Origin of the sequence: Nitrospira sp. BLG_1 (assembly GCF_047338595.1) — a bacterium.
In the GTDB taxonomy this organism is placed as follows: Bacteria; Nitrospirota; Nitrospiria; order Nitrospirales; family Nitrospiraceae; genus Nitrospira_D.
In genome coordinates this window covers 1-14,911 of the sequence record NZ_JBLFBO010000001.1, presented here as the reverse complement: position 1 = coordinate 14,911, position 14,911 = coordinate 1, and the positions used below count along the sequence as shown (strand labels likewise).

At 55.6% G+C, this 14,911-nt stretch carries 14 protein-coding genes; 3 read left to right on the top strand and 11 right to left on the bottom strand.

What is annotated here, in order from left to right:
• Positions 1-116: 116 nt before the first annotated feature.
• The 3 genes from ACMTNU_RS00070 to ACMTNU_RS00060 all read right to left on the bottom strand — a co-directional run bounded on the left by ACMTNU_RS00070 (position 117) and on the right by ACMTNU_RS00060 (position 3,508).
• Positions 117-869 carry a hypothetical protein gene (locus ACMTNU_RS00070; RefSeq protein ID WP_413933157.1) on the bottom strand — a complete coding sequence of 251 codons (753 nt, stop codon included), beginning with the start codon at positions 867-869 and terminating at the stop codon, positions 117-119.
• 127 nt (positions 870-996) lie between these two features.
• Complete coding sequence (gene typA, locus ACMTNU_RS00065) at positions 997-2,853, bottom strand: translational GTPase TypA (RefSeq protein WP_413933156.1); 1,857 nt, start codon at positions 2,851-2,853, stop codon at positions 997-999.
• 253 nt (positions 2,854-3,106) lie between these two features.
• A complete protein-coding gene (locus ACMTNU_RS00060; protein WP_413933155.1) occupies positions 3,107-3,508 on the bottom strand; it encodes a response regulator in 402 nt (133 codons plus the stop codon).
• 327 nt (positions 3,509-3,835) lie between these two features.
• On the opposite strand from ACMTNU_RS00060, the gene ACMTNU_RS00055 reads away from it, so the two are divergent.
• On the top strand, positions 3,836-6,241 hold the full coding sequence (locus ACMTNU_RS00055; protein ID WP_413933154.1) for a penicillin-binding protein 1A: 2,406 nt from the start codon (positions 3,836-3,838) through the stop codon (positions 6,239-6,241).
• A 69-nt stretch (positions 6,242-6,310) separates the two neighbouring features.
• Here the strand turns inward: ACMTNU_RS00055 and iscX are convergent, their stop codons facing one another.
• The 7 genes from iscX to ACMTNU_RS00020 all read right to left on the bottom strand — a co-directional run bounded on the left by iscX (position 6,311) and on the right by ACMTNU_RS00020 (position 11,909).
• Entirely contained in the window at positions 6,311-6,523 is a 213-nt protein-coding gene (iscX, locus tag ACMTNU_RS00050; protein ID WP_413933153.1) for a Fe-S cluster assembly protein IscX, read from the bottom strand.
• Positions 6,524-6,609: 86 nt separating this feature from the next.
• Positions 6,610-8,430: a molecular chaperone DnaK gene (gene dnaK, locus ACMTNU_RS00045; protein ID WP_413933152.1), complete on the bottom strand. Its 1,821-nt coding sequence runs from the start codon at positions 8,428-8,430 to the stop codon at positions 6,610-6,612.
• Between the two features lie 155 nt (positions 8,431-8,585).
• A complete protein-coding gene (gene hscB / locus ACMTNU_RS00040) occupies positions 8,586-9,302 on the bottom strand; it encodes a Fe-S protein assembly co-chaperone HscB (protein ID WP_413933151.1) in 717 nt (238 codons plus the stop codon).
• 54 nt (positions 9,303-9,356) lie between these two features.
• A complete protein-coding gene (locus tag ACMTNU_RS00035; protein ID WP_413933150.1) occupies positions 9,357-9,713 on the bottom strand; it encodes a HesB/IscA family protein in 357 nt (118 codons plus the stop codon).
• A 27-nt stretch (positions 9,714-9,740) separates the two neighbouring features.
• A complete protein-coding gene (gene iscU / locus ACMTNU_RS00030; protein WP_413933149.1) occupies positions 9,741-10,139 on the bottom strand; it encodes a Fe-S cluster assembly scaffold IscU in 399 nt (132 codons plus the stop codon).
• 82 nt (positions 10,140-10,221) lie between these two features.
• Positions 10,222-11,439 carry an IscS subfamily cysteine desulfurase gene (locus ACMTNU_RS00025; protein ID WP_413933148.1) on the bottom strand — a complete coding sequence of 406 codons (1,218 nt, stop codon included), beginning with the start codon at positions 11,437-11,439 and terminating at the stop codon, positions 10,222-10,224.
• The gene (locus ACMTNU_RS00020; RefSeq protein ID WP_413933147.1) at positions 11,436-11,909 is read right to left on the bottom strand and encodes an RrF2 family transcriptional regulator; all 474 of its coding nucleotides are present in this window, start codon (positions 11,907-11,909) and stop codon (positions 11,436-11,438) included. The genes ACMTNU_RS00025 and ACMTNU_RS00020 overlap by 4 nt, the downstream gene beginning before the upstream one ends.
• 133 nt (positions 11,910-12,042) lie before the next feature.
• On the opposite strand from ACMTNU_RS00020, the gene ACMTNU_RS00015 reads away from it, so the two are divergent.
• Positions 12,043-12,459, top strand: coding sequence for a 2Fe-2S iron-sulfur cluster-binding protein (locus ACMTNU_RS00015; RefSeq protein ID WP_413933146.1), 417 nt, complete (start codon positions 12,043-12,045; stop codon positions 12,457-12,459).
• 83 nt (positions 12,460-12,542) lie between these two features.
• Here the strand turns inward: ACMTNU_RS00015 and ACMTNU_RS00010 are convergent, their stop codons facing one another.
• Entirely contained in the window at positions 12,543-13,247 is a 705-nt protein-coding gene (locus ACMTNU_RS00010) for a ferredoxin--NADP reductase (RefSeq protein WP_413933145.1), read from the bottom strand.
• Positions 13,248-13,376: 129 nt separating this feature from the next.
• Here ACMTNU_RS00010 and gltX point away from each other — a divergent pair, with 129 nt between their 5' ends.
• On the top strand, positions 13,377-14,792 hold the full coding sequence (gltX, locus tag ACMTNU_RS00005) for a glutamate--tRNA ligase (protein WP_413933144.1): 1,416 nt from the start codon (positions 13,377-13,379) through the stop codon (positions 14,790-14,792).
• The last annotated feature ends 119 nt before the right edge of the window (positions 14,793-14,911 follow it).

Below are 14,911 nucleotides of genomic sequence, written 5' to 3'. Positions count from 1 at the left end.
AGCTGTGACCTGGCACGAGGAACGGGGTTGGGCGGGTGGGAAGTCTGAACTTTTAACGACCCGCAGTCGGCTGGTCGTCATACGAGGACTCGCAACGTGTGGAGTGATCGGCAAACTTACGAGGTGTGCAGTTCTCGGAATCCCAACATCCGGCCGGCCGGTGCAGCCGTCCGGTAGTTTCGAACGCGAACCGTACGTCCGAGCAGAGGAAGATCGAGTGTGGCCCCTACTTTCATCGGCTGGCCTAGGCGCAACAATTCGTTGCCCGACGCGGACAAAATGTCCTTGGTGGAACTGTCAGGGAGTCCCTTCGCTGAAAACATTTCGATCTCGTCCATCCCGAACTTGCTGAGCCCTAGTGAATAGGACCAGACCCGGTCGGGATGAGCGTTGTCGTCATGCACGATGGAGACGTGGTCATCCAGCTGAAAGGCCGAGAGCACGCGTTGCTGCCAATCTGAGGGATTCACATAAGCCTGTGTGATGACATCATAGGCCGTGCCTTGTGACAACAGAGTCAAGCAGCGAGCCAGTCGCGTCGCCAGGAGCACGGTATCCGGCATGTCACGAGGAGAGGTAATGGATGGGGCAATCGCTCCCATGAGGTCATGCTCCCAGGTCAATTGTTTCATCACGGCGGCAACCTGGTCCGTCGGAAGCGGCATGACGACATGGGCCGACCATGGGCCGTGAGTGGCCTGCCAGGACTCGGGCGATCCCGCTTCGTGCTGAATCACCAGCGGTCCACCGTACTCTCGGTCATAGAGTGCCTTGACCTCATCGGTACCAGGAGCGGTGCCTCGATATCCGATAAAGTAGAGCGGTGGTCGTTTAGCCGAGGGCTTGGGCGATTTCTTTCGAATTCTCATGTCAGCATCCGTAACTCATTACGAATAAGAGCAAATAGCAAATGGCATATAGCGTATGGCAGAAAATTAATCCCTCAAGCCCTGAGCAATAAGCGATTCGCCATCGGCCATAAGCTCTTTGGCGGGACTATTTCCCCGCCTTCTTCGCTTTTCGGCGGTCGTCCGGATTCAGTAATCGTTTACGCAGGCGGAGGTTTTGCGGCGTGATCTCCACCAGTTCATCCGATCCAATATATTCCAATGCGAACTCAAGAGTCATCTCACGCGGAGGGGTCAGCACCAAGGCTTCATCAGACCCGGAGGCTCGCATGTTGGAGAGATGCTTTTCCTTGCACACGTTCACATCCAGATCCTCGTCGCGACTGTTTTGGCCGACGACCATCCCTCGGTACACCTCGACTCCGGGGCCGATGAACATGGCACCCCGTTCCTGGGTCATGAAGATGGCATAGCCTGTACTTGCCCCGTCTTCGTACGCGACGAGCGAGCCATGCGGGGTCACGAGAAGGTCTCGCTCTTCCGCCGGTTCGTAGGCCGAGAAGACATGGTGCAGAATGACGGTCCCGCGGGTCTTGGCCAACAGGATGTTTTTAAGTCCCATGATACCGCGGGTCGGAATGTGGTACTCCAAATGCATCTCACTGGTCCCGACGTCAGAGTGAATGAGCCGCATATGCCGCAGTTCGCCTCGGCGTTTTCCGAGCTCTTCGATCACGGTTCCCTGGTAGGTCTCCGGCACCTGGATGGTCAGTTCCTCGTACGGCTCCATGACCTTGTCGCCTTCGCGATGGACAATGACCTCCGGTTGGGAAACTTGCAGTTCGTACCCTTCCCGTCGCATCTGTTCGATCAAGACGGAGAGATGCAGTTCGCCTCGTCCTGCCACAAGAAAGCGATCGGCGCTGTCGGTCTCATTGACGCGGAGCGAGACATTGGTCTCCAGTTCCTTGAACAGGCGCTCGCGCAGGTGGCGCGAGGTGAGAAACTTGCCTTCGCGTCCGGCGAATGGACTGTTGTTGACGGAGAAGGTCATTTGTACGGTTGGCTCATCAATCGAGACGCGCGGGAGGGCAACCGGCTTGTCGGCATCGGCAATGGTGTCGCCGATGCTCACGTCATCCAGCCCGGCGACGGCAACGATTTCGCCGGCCGCTGCCTGTTCGGTGTCGGCCCGGTCAAGGCCAGAATAGACGGCGAGGTCGGATACCTTACCTGGAATCTGTGCGCCGTTTTTGCCGAGCACCATGACATTCTGTCGCCTGGCAATCGAACCGGACTGGATCTTGCCGATTCCCATCTTGCCTTTGTAGGGATCTTGCACAAGGGCCAGCACAAGAATTTGGAGCGGGGCATCAACGGTAATCGCCGGGGCAGGGATTTTCTCCAGTACGGTATCGAGCAATGGGACGATATCCGTTCCCGGTTTGTTGACATCGAGCGTGGCGATTCCTTTAATGGCCGATGTGTAGACGATCGGAAAGTCGAGTTGCTCGTCGGTGGCCCCGAGATGGACGAACAGGTCGAAGGTGCGGTTGACCACGTCGTCGATGACTGCGTCCGGCCGATCGATTTTGTTGATGACGACAATGGCTTTGTGCCCCAACGCCAACGCTTTCCTCAGCACGAAGGTCGTTTGCGGCATGGGACCTTCTTTGGCATCGACCAAAATCAACACACCGTCCACCATCCGGAGCGTGCGTTCCACTTCCCCGCCGAAATCGGCATGGCCCGGCGTATCGACAATATTGATTTTCACCCCGTTGTAGATGACGCTGGCGTTCTTGGCCCGGATCGTAATTCCACGCTCCCGTTCCTGGTCCATCGAATCCATAATGCGTTCGCCCATATCATCGATCTTGCGATGGACATGCGTTTGGCGCAGCACTGCGTCGACCAGGGTTGTTTTGCCGTGATCGACGTGAGCGATGATGGCGATATTGCGGATATCGCTTCGACGGTCCTGAGGGGCGCGTACGGTGGACATGATGACGGTGCTTCCTTAATGACAAAAATGACGCCCCGGTAGTGAGGCGCAAACTCGGCAGTATACTCGAAGACGATACTCCGATACAAGCAAGCGGTCGATAAGAACGTGTCAGATGGGGTCAAGTCCGGATCAGCCGGCCGGGGGGACGAGTGTATCTCTCAGTGCGCAGCGATATGGAGTCGGCGTAGATCCGACGTGCGTGAGAAGAATTCCGAATGCTGCTGTATGGGGATGGAGGAAGACGGCCTTGTTATGGGCGTGCCAGTGGTGTCAGGGTCCGCTCAACACATCTCACCAGATCGTCGCGCGTAAATGGTTTGAGGATGTAATCCTGGACCTTGATAGCCACCGCCTGACGGATACAGCGCGGATCGACGACAGCCGTCAGGAGGACCACCGGGAGGTGTTGCCAGTCGGGGGTCGCTCGGATCGTTTCCAGAATAGTGATGCCGTCGACAAGAGGTAATTGGATATCCAACAGCACGAGCGAAGGAGGCGGCATCGAAGCGATCTTGTTCAGCGCGTCCTGACCGTCGGCGGCATGCACGACTTGATAGCCCTTTTCCTGCAGGATCAGCTTCACGAGATCTGCGGTATCCGTTTCATCTTCGACGACGAGGATCGGCTGATTGATGTCGGGCTGTTCGATCATGGGAAGAGCCTGTTCCTAAGCGATCCGGCTTTCTGAGGTGTTGGCATACTGAACGATCAGCCGAATCAGGGCCGTTTTTTTAATTGGTTTTGACGCATGCGGCTATAGAGCCGGCGGCTGGACCGAGTCCCATTCCCTCCGTGGGGGCATTGCATGTTTCTACTATGGAGCGAATCATTTCAGAAACGAAATGTTCTTTTCCGCCGAGATCAACAGGCGCAAGGGTTTGAGTGGATGGCGACCAATCTGTGTCTTGCTTGAGTTTTCACATGGCACATTGTAAGTTCTGACGTACCGCAGACGCACGTCGACAGGATTCCAGACTCGATGCCGAACGACAGTCGATTGATGGGAAGAAATCAGGAACAGCCGCGTCGTCGCCTGCGCCGATGGCAAGTGATCGTGCTTGGCCTGGTGGCTGCCATGATCGTCGGCGTCACGACGGTAGTGGGCGTCATTTGGCATTTCGCCCAAGATCTTCCCTCGCTCGATCTTCTTCAAAACTATCAACCGAGTTTGGTCACGACCGTCTATTCGGATGACCGTCAGCCGATCGGCCAGTTTTTCATTGAGCGCCGCATTCTGACCCCGCTTCCTGAAATTCCTAAAACATTGACGCAGGCTGTGATCGCAACGGAAGATGCCCGGTTTTTCGAGCATCCGGGATTGGACCTTATCGGCATGTTGCGGGCGGCTTGGACGAATATTCGGCATGGCGGAAAGAAGGTCGAAGGTGCCAGTACGATCACGCAGCAATTGGCTCGGTCGCTCTTTCTCTCCTCTGAACGGTCGTATGGCCGCAAAATCCGCGAAGTCATTCTGGCCTACAAGATGGAGGTGGTGTCGGGTAAAGAGCAGATTCTTGAAACCTACCTGAATCAAATCTACTTCGGGCAAGGGGCCTATGGCGTCGGATCGGCGGCACGCTCCTATTTCGACAAGGACATTAGAACACTGACGCTGGCCGAATCGGCCTTCTTGGCAGGACTCCCGCAGAAGCCGAGCAAGTTTTCGCCGTTTGCCGCGTACGATATGGCAAAAAAGCGGCAGGAGCATGTGCTCGCACGGATGGAGGAAGTCGGGTTTATCACGTCGGCGGAACGGGACGCTGCTGTTCGTGACACACTGAATTTCCATCAACCGGTGAGCGAACATCTTGCTCCGTACTTCGTCGAATATGTCCGGCAATTGCTCGTGGCAAAGTACGGAGAGTCGATGGTGTACAAGGGTGGTCTTCAAATCCATACCACCTTGAACTTGGAGATGCAGCGAGCGGCTGAAGCGGCGTTCTTGAGCGGCGTTCGAGAACTCGATAAGCGGGAAGGATGGCGAGGGCCTCGACGCACGGTGGATCTCGACACGTTTCGACCCTCAGATCTTGGCTCCGGAGAGCCGTTGCTCAAACCCGGGTATGTGGGGGAAGGGGTCGTCTTAAAGATTACCAAGGATTATTACCTCGTTCAGGTCGGGCCGTTCACCGGGAAGCTGGCCTTTGACGATATGGCGTGGGCGAAGCGGATGCTCAAAGGGCCTGACCCGACGGTCGATTTTGTTGTGAATCCCAATGTGAAGCAGCTCTTGAAGCCCGGTGACGTCATTGAAGTCGGAGTGAAGCGCCTGACGAAGGAGGGGGTGCTGCTGACACTTGAGCAGACCCCGATAGTGGAAGGCGGGTTGATCGCCATCGATCCAAAATCGGGGACGATTCGCGCGATGGTCGGTGGCTACGACTTTGCCCGGAGCGAATACAATCGTGCCGTACAGGCACACCGGCAACCAGGATCCGCCTTCAAACCCCTCATTTACGCCACTGCCATGAGCCAGGGTTTGAGCCCAGCCACTCAGATCCTCGATGCGCCCGTGGTCTATGAGCAGGAAGAGGAGGCCAAGACCTGGAAGCCCGAGAACTATGGACGAAAATTCCACGGCATGGTGAGTCTCCGGGAGGCCTTGGCGCAGTCGCATAATTTGGCGACGGTTCGGTTATTGGATAAGGTCGGTGTGAAAAACGTCATTGAGTTCTCCCGTGCCGTCGGCGTCACGAGCTCGCTTCCGGCTGATCTCTCGCTGGGGCTTGGGACGTCGTCCCTGAGCTTGATGGAGCTGACGTCGGTGTATGGCGTGTTCTTGAATCAGGGCAGCCGCGTGGAACCGTTTGCGATTAAGACCGTCAAGGATAATACGGGCCAAACGCTTGAATCCACCGAGCCCGAGCCGCACGAGGTCATCTCGAAAGAAACGGCCTACCTGATTACGAATATGATGGAAGACGTTATCCAGAAAGGAACCGGACAAGCTGCCAAAACGCTGGGTCGTCCGATCGCGGGGAAAACCGGTACGACGAACGATTACATCAACGCGTGGTTTATCGGTGGCACCCCGAACCTCGTGACCGGTGTGTATGTGGGATTCGACGACCGGCGGTCGCTCGGAGAGAGCGAAACCGGAGCTCGGTCGGCCCTGCCGATTTGGATGGCCTTTATGAGAGAGGCCCTCAAGCAGCTTCCTGTCGTCCCCTTTGAGATCCCTGATGGGGTCACCTTTGTCAAAGTTGACGCTTCGACCGGCCTCTTGGAGGCCGACCAGGATGGCGAAGGCCAACAGGGAACCGTGGAACTCTTCGCGAAGGGGAGTGAACCGACTCAGGCGGTCCAGCGCAGACTCGACCCAACGGATTTCTATAAGCTGGATCAGATCCCTGAAGGACAACCGACCGGTGACGTCGAGCAGTAGGACTGAGAGGTGTACGGTGGAGGTGATGAAAGAGAGGCGGATCTCGGAGAGCGGTTCGGTCTCGTCGTGTTACGATTTCGAGTCTTGATACTCCTCGTGCCATGCCATCTGGATCGTTTCTAAAATCTTTTCATTTGATTTCTTAGGGTCATCCTTAAAATCAGGCAATGCCACGATCCAGGCATGCATATCCGTGAAACGTAGGGTCAGCGGATCCGTCTCAGGGTGTTCTTCCACCAACCGGATGGCGATGTCCTCGGCGTCCTGCCATTTCAGATCCATTGCGCACTCCTTACGCGCATAAGGCGTATGGTCTATAGCCGGGTGGTTCCAACCATAAGCCATTAGCTATACGCCATATGTTCTTTTTACGTGACTTCCGTGACTTTCTTCCCTTGCAGACTTTTCTTGAGCGAATCGTTCAGCATCACCACGTTCAATTGTTTTGCTGCCTGTTCGAGTTCTGCCATCCGCGCACGGATGATACGGGGATCCGTGCCATCCTTCGCTGTTGCCAGCTGAGACAGTGCGTTCCGAATACCCTCGGCTTCATCCGCCGTGATCAGGTCTCGCGCTTCCGCCAGCGACTTCTTGGTTGTCTTCAGCAGGGCCTCGGCATCCAGCCGGGCTTCAATCAACTTCCGAGCGTTGACATCGTCGGCCGCAAACTTAAACGAGTCTTCGATCATCCGCTCGACCTCCGCATCCGCGAGCCCATAGGAAGGTTTGACTTCGATCGACTGGCTCTGGCCGGTTCGCATGTCCGTCGCCGTGACGTTCAAGATGCCGTTGGCATCGATCAGAAAGGTCACCTCGATGCGCGGGACGCCGGCCGGAAGTGGCGGTACTTTCAGCCGGAATCGTGCCAGGCTCCGGTTATCCTTGACGAGCTCGCGCTCGCCTTGCAGGATATGAATATCGACGCCGGTTTGCCCGTCGACGTAGGTCGTGAACAGTTCCTTGGCACTTGCTGGAATGGTCGTGTTTCGGCGGATCAAGCTGCTCATGACCCCGCCCATCGTTTCAATGCCGAGCGACAGAGGCGTCACATCTAACAGCAACATGTCCGTCGTCCCACCGCTTAGAATATCGGCTTGTACGGCGGCGCCGAGTGCGACGACTTCATCCGGATTCAAATGACAATGCGGCGCCTTCCCAAATAGCGCCTCGACGCGTTGGCGGACCAGCGGCATGCGGGTGGAGCCACCCACCAAGACCACCTCGTCGATATCCTTTGAGGTGAGTCCGGCGTCCTTTAAGGCCATGCGGCAGGGAGCCAGCGTCCGTTCAATCACAGGTATCGTCAGTGACTCAAGCTGATCGCGTGTCAGCTCTCTGGTGAAGTGTCCTTTGTCGTCAGGTAGTTCAATGGTGATCGTGGTTTTGAGATCATCAGAAAGGCGAACTTTGGCTCGCTCTGCTTCCAGGCGAACGGCCTGCATATGATCGGAGTATTCGCTCAGGTTGATCCCATGCCGTTCTTGGATTTGTCCGATAAACAGGTCGACAAGCAGCCGGTCGAGATCATCCCCTCCCAGATGCGTATCGCCGTTCGTCGCCAAAACCTCAAAGATCCCATCCTTCAGTTTCAAGATTGAAATGTCGAACGTGCCGCCGCCGAAGTCATAGACCGCAATGGTGCCCTGTGTGCGCTTCTGAAGTCCGTACGCCAGTGAGGCGGCCGTCGGTTCGTTGATGATGCGCAAGACCTCCAGCCCAGCAATGAGCCCGGCATCCTTGGTCGCCTGCCGTTGGCTGTCGTTGAAGTAGGCAGGAACGGTGATGACCGCTTTGCCGATACTTTCTCCCAGAGAGGCCTCCGCGCGTCGTTTCAATTCCTTGAGGATCATGGCGGAGATCTGTGGGGGGGAATAACGCTTTTCGCCGAGCTGAATCCGGATGACGCCGCCGGTCTCCGTGAGTGTGTAGGGGAAATAGGCTAGTTCGCTTTGCACATCGGCGAGACCCTTGCCCATGAAACGTTTGACGGAATAGACCGTCCGCTCGGGATTTCGCGTCAAGTGTTCTTTGGCTGAATCGCCGACAATCAATCCATTGTCCGTCAAGGCGACAACCGATGGCACCATCGTTCGGCCGTTGCGGTCAGGGACGACGCAGGGCTGGCCGTCTTTCATGTAGGCGACCAGCGAATTAGTTGTGCCGAGGTCGATGCCGACGATCCGTGCCATATCAAAATGCTGAAAAAGGTCCCCAGCTTTGTTCTCGGTCGCTCTGGCCCCTCAACGTACCCACTCTGTACGCCTCGGGCCCCTCGCTCCCTGCGGCCTCGCTGGAAACCTTTTTGAGCATTTTGTGCAGGGCGTGAATGGACAACATGGTTTACTCAGGCGATGGTGGCGGCCAAATCGTTGACGATACTGGTGATGTACGTTCGGTTGGAGAGGAGGTCACGTATCTGTTTCAGGAGCCGGTCCCGTTCCACACGCGTCTGGCTTGTCGCTTCCCCACGGTCTTGCAACTGGTCCCACTCCGTAAACAGCTGCTGCAGTTGCGCTTCCATCTCCTGCTTGCGTTGCTCCAGTGTTCGCTGTTCGGCCTCAAGGGCAGTACGGAGCTTATGACTGTCTTGCGAATCACGTTCCGATGATCGGTATTCTTCAAGCGTATCTTGGAGTTCCAAGATCTCTTCAAACAGGTCGGCTGGGGGAGACGTTCGGATGTCTTTCACGGAGCCGGCTTCGAGGCCCAACAGGTATTCCGCGCGTTGAATAGGGTCACGGAGAGTACGATAGGCCGTATTCAGGACCGCGGCATTGCCGAGGCTGATCGTTTGTTCCGCCGGACTTTTCGTCTGATAAAAGTCCGGATGGAATGTCCGGCTCAACTCGTAGAACTTGGCCTCAAGCTTCTTTGGGTCCAGTGTGAGACGTCGAGGAAACCCAAGACAGGTGAAATAGTCGGTCTCTTTTGAAACCGGCTGGACTTTGACGCATCGTTCGCAGAAGTACTCTCCTGTCACCGCAGACTGGCAGTGCCAGCACATGCTCCGGGCCATCTGCAGGCCGCGCGGTCGTGGCGATTCCGGTGTATGTTGATCCATGGGGAATTCGGCGTGGTGTGCGCCGTACCAATCAGTTCAAAAACTCATTGAGAATCAGGCTGAGAACGACTCTCCGCAGCCACAGGTTTTATTGGCATTGGGGTTGAGAAACTTGAAGTTTCCCCCCATCAGGTCTTTTTGATAATCCAATTGGGTGCCTTGGAGATAGATGGCGCTCTTGGCGTCGATGATGACCTTCACTCCGTTGAAGTCATACACTTGGTCATACTGCCCGATCTTGTCGTCGAAATTGATCGTGTAGCTCAGGCCCGAGCAACCGCCGCCCTTCACGCCGAGACGAAGGCCGCCTTCCTCGATCCCCTGTACGTTGATCAATCGCTTGACCTCAGTCACGGCAGCATCGGTGAGTGTGATGACCGGAGCCTGAGTCTCGACATTCGTTGTATCCATGGGGCACTCCCTTCGTAGATGTCTCCGTTACTTGGTGCCGGACGCGTCTCCGTCGGATTTCTTCTGATAGTCGGCTAACGCGGCTTTGATCGCATCTTCCGCGAGAACCGAACAGTGAATCTTGACCGGCGGCAGATTGAGCTCCTGGACGATGTCCGTGTTCTTGATCTGTTGCGCTTCTTCAATCGTTTTGCCCTTCAGCCATTCGGTGGCCAAGCTGGAGCTGGCGATGGCTGATCCGCAGCCGAACGTCTTGAACTTGGCATCGACGATCGTATCGTTCTGCACCTTGATCTGCAGCTTCATCACATCGCCGCACTCCGGCGCCCCTACCATGCCGGTGCCTACACCTTCTTCATCCTTTTTGAAGCTACCCATGTTCCGAGGGTTGTTGAAATGATCGACGACTTTATCGCTGTATGCCATAAGAACCTCCCTGGTATCTCATCGTTCGTGAAGCGGTGTTCGTTGTTTGTGAGATACGCTTCACGAGGTGCATGTTACGTCGCTAATGTGCGGCCCATTGAACGGATTTCAGATCGACGCCTTCCTTTGCCATCTCGTAGAGCGGGGACATCTCCCTCAACTTCGTGACGATCTCAATAACCTTCTTGATCGTATAGTCAATCTCGTCATCGGTGTTGAAACGGCCCAAGCCGAAACGGATCGACGAATGAGCGAGCTCGGTTCCCACCCCGAGCGCACGCAAGACGTAGGAAGGTTCCAGCGTGGCCGAAGTGCAGGCCGATCCGGATGAGAGCGCAATGTCTTTCATGCCCATGAGTAAGGACTCGCCTTCGACGTACGCGAAGGAAATGTTGAGATTGCCAGGCAGCCGGTTCGTCGGATGGCCGTTGAGATAGCTTTCCTCCAGGGCCGCCATGATCTCGGTCTGCAGCCGGTCGCGCATCTTGGTCAGCCGAGCCGTTTCTGCCGTCATCTCCTGTTCGCAAAGTTCGCAGGCTTTCCCGAATCCGACGATCAGCGGAACCGGTAAGGTGCCGGACCTCATGCCGCGTTCATGCCCGCCGCCGTCCATCTGAGGTGCGATCCGCACACGCGGGTTTCGTTTTCTCACGTAGAGGGCCCCGATCCCCTTCGGGCCATAAATCTTATGGGCCGAGAAGGACATGAGATCGATTCCCATGGCCTGAACATCAACGGGAATTTTCCCGACTCCTTGCGTGGCATCGCAATGAAACAGGATGCCTTTTGCTTTGGCGATCTTGCCGATCTCCGCGATGGGATTAATCGTGCCGATTTCGTTATTCGCCAGCATGACCGAGATTAGGATCGTCTTGTCGGTGATGGCGCTCTGCACGTCTTGCGGATTCACCATGCCGTATTTATCCACCGGCAAGTAGGTCACGGTCGCGAGGCCCTTAGCTTCAAGCGACTTGGCTGTATCGAGTACGGCCCGATGTTCCGTGGACGAGGTGATGATGTGGGTGCCTTTTTCCTTGTACATCTCCAGGACGCCCTTTAGAGCGAGGTTGTCCGATTCGGTGGCGCCGCTGGTAAAGACGATTTCCTTGGCATCAGCCTTGATCAGTTTCGCGATCCGTTTCCGAGCCTCTTCCACGGCTTCTTCAGCCGCCCAGCCAAACGCATGGTTGCGACTGGCCGCGTTGCCGAACTTTTCGACGAAGTAGGGCAGCATGGCCTCCAATACTCGTGGATCCATGGGAGTGGTGGAATGGTTATCGAGGAAAATAGGAAGCTTCATCGTTCGACTCCTTGTACCGAGGGAGATTGAATGGTAATCAAGGGTGTCCCCCCCATCATGTCTCCCAACGTCATATTGTTCAGTAACTGGTAGATACTGTCTTGAATTTTCAAGAGCGGCGTGCGGATGTTGCAGTGTTCGCGCTGCATGCAGTAGTCGCCATCTTTTTCGTGTGAACAGTCGGTAATGGCCAGCGGGCCCTCGATGCTTTCAAGAATCTGTGCAATGGTGATCTGTCTAGCGCTCCGTGCCAGGAGATAGCCACCCTTCGGGCCGTTGTGACTCTCGATCAGGCCGTTTTTTGAGAGAACCTGGAGGACCTTCGCAAGCAGTTCCAGTGGAATGTTATATTCCTCGGCGATCTCTTTCGTATTCACCACGCGACCGGGCGTGACATCGCCGAACTGGACAGAGGCAATGTGCTGGAGGGCCATCAGTGCGTAGTCAGCTTTTTTTGAAATCTTCAACATGTCTATTGCCGATCAGGAAGATCGGAGACTATAATGATCTCCGATCAATATGGTCGCACTAAAGCTATCATGCAGATTTGAATCGTGTCAATACGTGACAACAATCTAATCCGGCTCAGAAAGGAACAGGCACATGGGTGGGACGAACCCCTACATTGAGAAAGCCGATTGCGAACTTCCTAAGGTTTCCTATTCCGTCACATTTATCCAACCAAGCGGAACATCGACCACAGTTACTGTGGATCCAGAAAAGATTCCTTACGGGGTCACAGGATTACCAGGGAGCATTTTGGATATCGCCATGGGCCAGGGGATAGATTTGGAGCATGTCTGTGGTGGGGTTTGCGCCTGTTCGACCTGTCACGTCATTGTGAAGCAGGGTTTGGAAACCTGTAACGAAGGTACCGATGACGAATATGATCAACTGGATGAAGCTCCCATGACGACGCTTCAGTCTCGACTGGGTTGTCAATGTGTCCCGAATGGGAAGGCGGATATCGTCGTAGAAATTCCCGCTGTGAATAAAAATCTCGTGCGAGAGGGCCACTGAAGAAGCGCGACTACGCTCTTTAGGACTCATCGGTCGATCAGTTCGGTTGAATCCGACAATGCTGATGAAGTCCGAAGATTCTCCTAGTCATAGGTCTCCGCCTTGATCTCCTTTCGGTCGTATCCTTGATCCATAAAATAGGCCCGTATAGGACGGACGAAGGCTTTGGTCCCGCAGAGCATGGGAATCACTTTCGGTTGACCAGTGAGCAGCGGTCCCAGCATCGCCAGGGTTTTCTCTACGGCTTGGGACTCGCTCTGTTCGGCCACAATCGGAAGATAACGGAAGGATGGCTGCTGTACGGCCATCGTGAGCCATTCCTGATGGAACAGAACCTCCTCTTCGCTGGGGGCCACCGCGATCAACAGGACCGGAGTATGAATTTTTTTAAAAAACATCTGCTTCAACAGGCATCGCATCGGAACCAGGCCTGTGTAGCGTCCGATCAGGATAAGTTCCCGATCAAGCGCCTGAGGAAGAATGAAACGCCCGTAGGGTCCGGACAAGGTCAGTTCATCGCCTGATTTCAGCTGATAGAGGTAAGGAGAACCGAGTCCATCGGGAACGAGATCAAATACCAGCGTCAACTCTCCATAGGGCGAGGAAGGATCGGCCATGGAGTAGGCTCGATTGAGCGGCGGCTTGGGCCCTACGGGGAGGTGAAGAGAGACCCATTGTCCAGGTTGGAAGGCAATCTTGGCAGCTTTGGGCTTGATCACCAACTGGCGCACGTGCGGTGTGAGATCTGTTGCGGACAGTACTGTGGCAGGTTGCCTCTGTTCTGCCATTCCCACCTCCTCCGGCATCCTCATAGCAGAAGCCGTAGTGAGATGGAAGTGTTTCGGCGGTGTACAAGGATTTTCTCAGCGTGGTATAGATGGGCGGTTTCGTAGGTATGAGGAAGGGACAATGCTGTCATGACTGAGGTTCGTGTCCGGTTCGCTCCCAGTCCGACGGGTTTTTTGCATATCGGTGGAGTGCGCACGGCCCTATTCAATTGGCTGTTTGCGCGTCAACAGCAGGGGACGTTCATTCTTCGGATCGAGGATACCGATCAAAGTCGGTCGACCGATGAGTCCATTCAGGCCATTATTGAGGGGATGGAATGGGTCGGGCTCGATTGGGATGAAGGGCCATTCCGCCAAACGGAACGGATGGATCTGTATCGCGCCCATGCTATGAAATTACTTGAGATGGGGCATGCGTACTGGTGTGTGTGCAAGGCGGAAGAGCTGGAGGCTCGGCGAAAGGAGGCCGAGGTAAAAGGCTTATCGCCTCGCTACGACGGCCGCTGCCGCCGATTACAGATCACCAATCCGCCTGCCGACGCCGCGCTTCGCTTCAAGGCGCCGCAGGAAGGGCACATCATCGTGGATGATCTCATCAAAGGCGCAATCACCTTCGATAATAGTGCGGCCGACGACCTGATTATTCTCCGGTCCAACGGCTATCCGACCTACAATTTTTCGGTCGTCGTCGACGATGCATTGATGCGCATCACACACGTCGTGCGGGGGGATGACCATCTGACCAACACGCCGCGACAGATTCCGATTTTTGAAGCGCTGGGGTTTGCTGTTCCGCGCTTCGGCCATCTCCCGATGATTCTGGGATCCGACAAGACGCGGCTCTCAAAACGCCATGGGGCGACGTCGATTATGGCCTATAGGGACATGGGGTACTTGCCCGATGCCATGGTGAATTACCTGGTTCGACTGGGGTGGTCTCACGGCGATCAAGAGCTCTTTACTCGGCAGGAACTCATCGAAAAGTTCTCCTGGGATCACGTCCAGAAGTCGGCGGCGGTATTCAATCCGGACAAGTTGGTGTGGATCAATGCCGAGTACATCAAAACGAGTCCACCGAGCTCGGTGGCTCAGGCGCTCGTGCCGTTGTTGGAACAAGCAGGGTTGAAGCATGAGGTCGAAGCGGTATCGGAGGAATGGCTCGCACAGCTGGTGGTGTTGGTCAAGGAACGGGCGAAGACGTTGGTCGACATGGTGGAATGGGTGAAACCTTATTTCGGGCAAGTCGCTCCGTTCGAGGAAGAGGCAGCCAAGAAATTTCTCACGCCGGCGGTGGCGCCGTTGCTGCAGAAGCTGGTGACACGCTTTGAGGCGTTCCCCAGCTTTTCCAAACAAACCTGGGAAGAAAGCTTCAAGAAGCTAGTCGAAGAAGAAGGTGTCAAAATGGGCGCTTTAGCCCAACCGGTTCGCGTCGCATTGACCGGACGGACGGCAAGCCCTGGCCTCTTTGAGGTGATGGAAGTGCTGGGACGGGAGCGGACGCTGTTTCGTCTGAGAAAAGGAGTCGAGCGTGCCTTGATAGGCTGATGATTTCCTCCCTGCCAAACCTGCGTCGATCTTGACGAAATTGCGATCGATATATTACTGTGAACGTCGGTTGGGGGATCGTCTAGCGGTAGGACGTCAGTCTCTGGATCTGACTACCT

Excerpts from the sequence above, each read along its gene's own strand:
- ACMTNU_RS00020 (WP_413933147.1), bottom strand. The coding sequence starts at position 11,909 with ATGTTGAAGATTTCAAAAAAAGCTGACTACGCACTGATGGCCCTCCAG.
- ACMTNU_RS00010 (WP_413933145.1), bottom strand. The coding sequence starts at position 13,247 with ATGGCAGAACAGAGGCAACCTGCCACAGTACTGTCCGCAACAGATCTC.
- iscX (WP_413933153.1), bottom strand. The coding sequence starts at position 6,523 with ATGGATCTGAAATGGCAGGACGCCGAGGACATCGCCATCCGGTTGGTG.
- ACMTNU_RS00070 (WP_413933157.1), bottom strand. The coding sequence starts at position 869 with ATGAGAATTCGAAAGAAATCGCCCAAGCCCTCGGCTAAACGACCACCG.
- iscU (WP_413933149.1), bottom strand. The coding sequence starts at position 10,139 with ATGGCATACAGCGATAAAGTCGTCGATCATTTCAACAACCCTCGGAAC.
- dnaK (WP_413933152.1), bottom strand. The coding sequence starts at position 8,430 with ATGGCACGGATCGTCGGCATCGACCTCGGCACAACTAATTCGCTGGTC.
- ACMTNU_RS00060 (WP_413933155.1), bottom strand. The coding sequence starts at position 3,508 with ATGATCGAACAGCCCGACATCAATCAGCCGATCCTCGTCGTCGAAGAT.
- ACMTNU_RS00055 (WP_413933154.1), top strand. The coding sequence starts at position 3,836 with ATGCCGAACGACAGTCGATTGATGGGAAGAAATCAGGAACAGCCGCGT.
- ACMTNU_RS00025 (WP_413933148.1), bottom strand. The coding sequence starts at position 11,439 with ATGAAGCTTCCTATTTTCCTCGATAACCATTCCACCACTCCCATGGAT.
- ACMTNU_RS00015 (WP_413933146.1), top strand. The coding sequence starts at position 12,043 with ATGGGTGGGACGAACCCCTACATTGAGAAAGCCGATTGCGAACTTCCT.
- hscB (WP_413933151.1), bottom strand. The coding sequence starts at position 9,302 with ATGGATCAACATACACCGGAATCGCCACGACCGCGCGGCCTGCAGATG.
- gltX (WP_413933144.1), top strand. The coding sequence starts at position 13,377 with ATGACTGAGGTTCGTGTCCGGTTCGCTCCCAGTCCGACGGGTTTTTTG.
- typA (WP_413933156.1), bottom strand. The coding sequence starts at position 2,853 with ATGTCCACCGTACGCGCCCCTCAGGACCGTCGAAGCGATATCCGCAAT.
- ACMTNU_RS00035 (WP_413933150.1), bottom strand. The coding sequence starts at position 9,713 with ATGGATACAACGAATGTCGAGACTCAGGCTCCGGTCATCACACTCACC.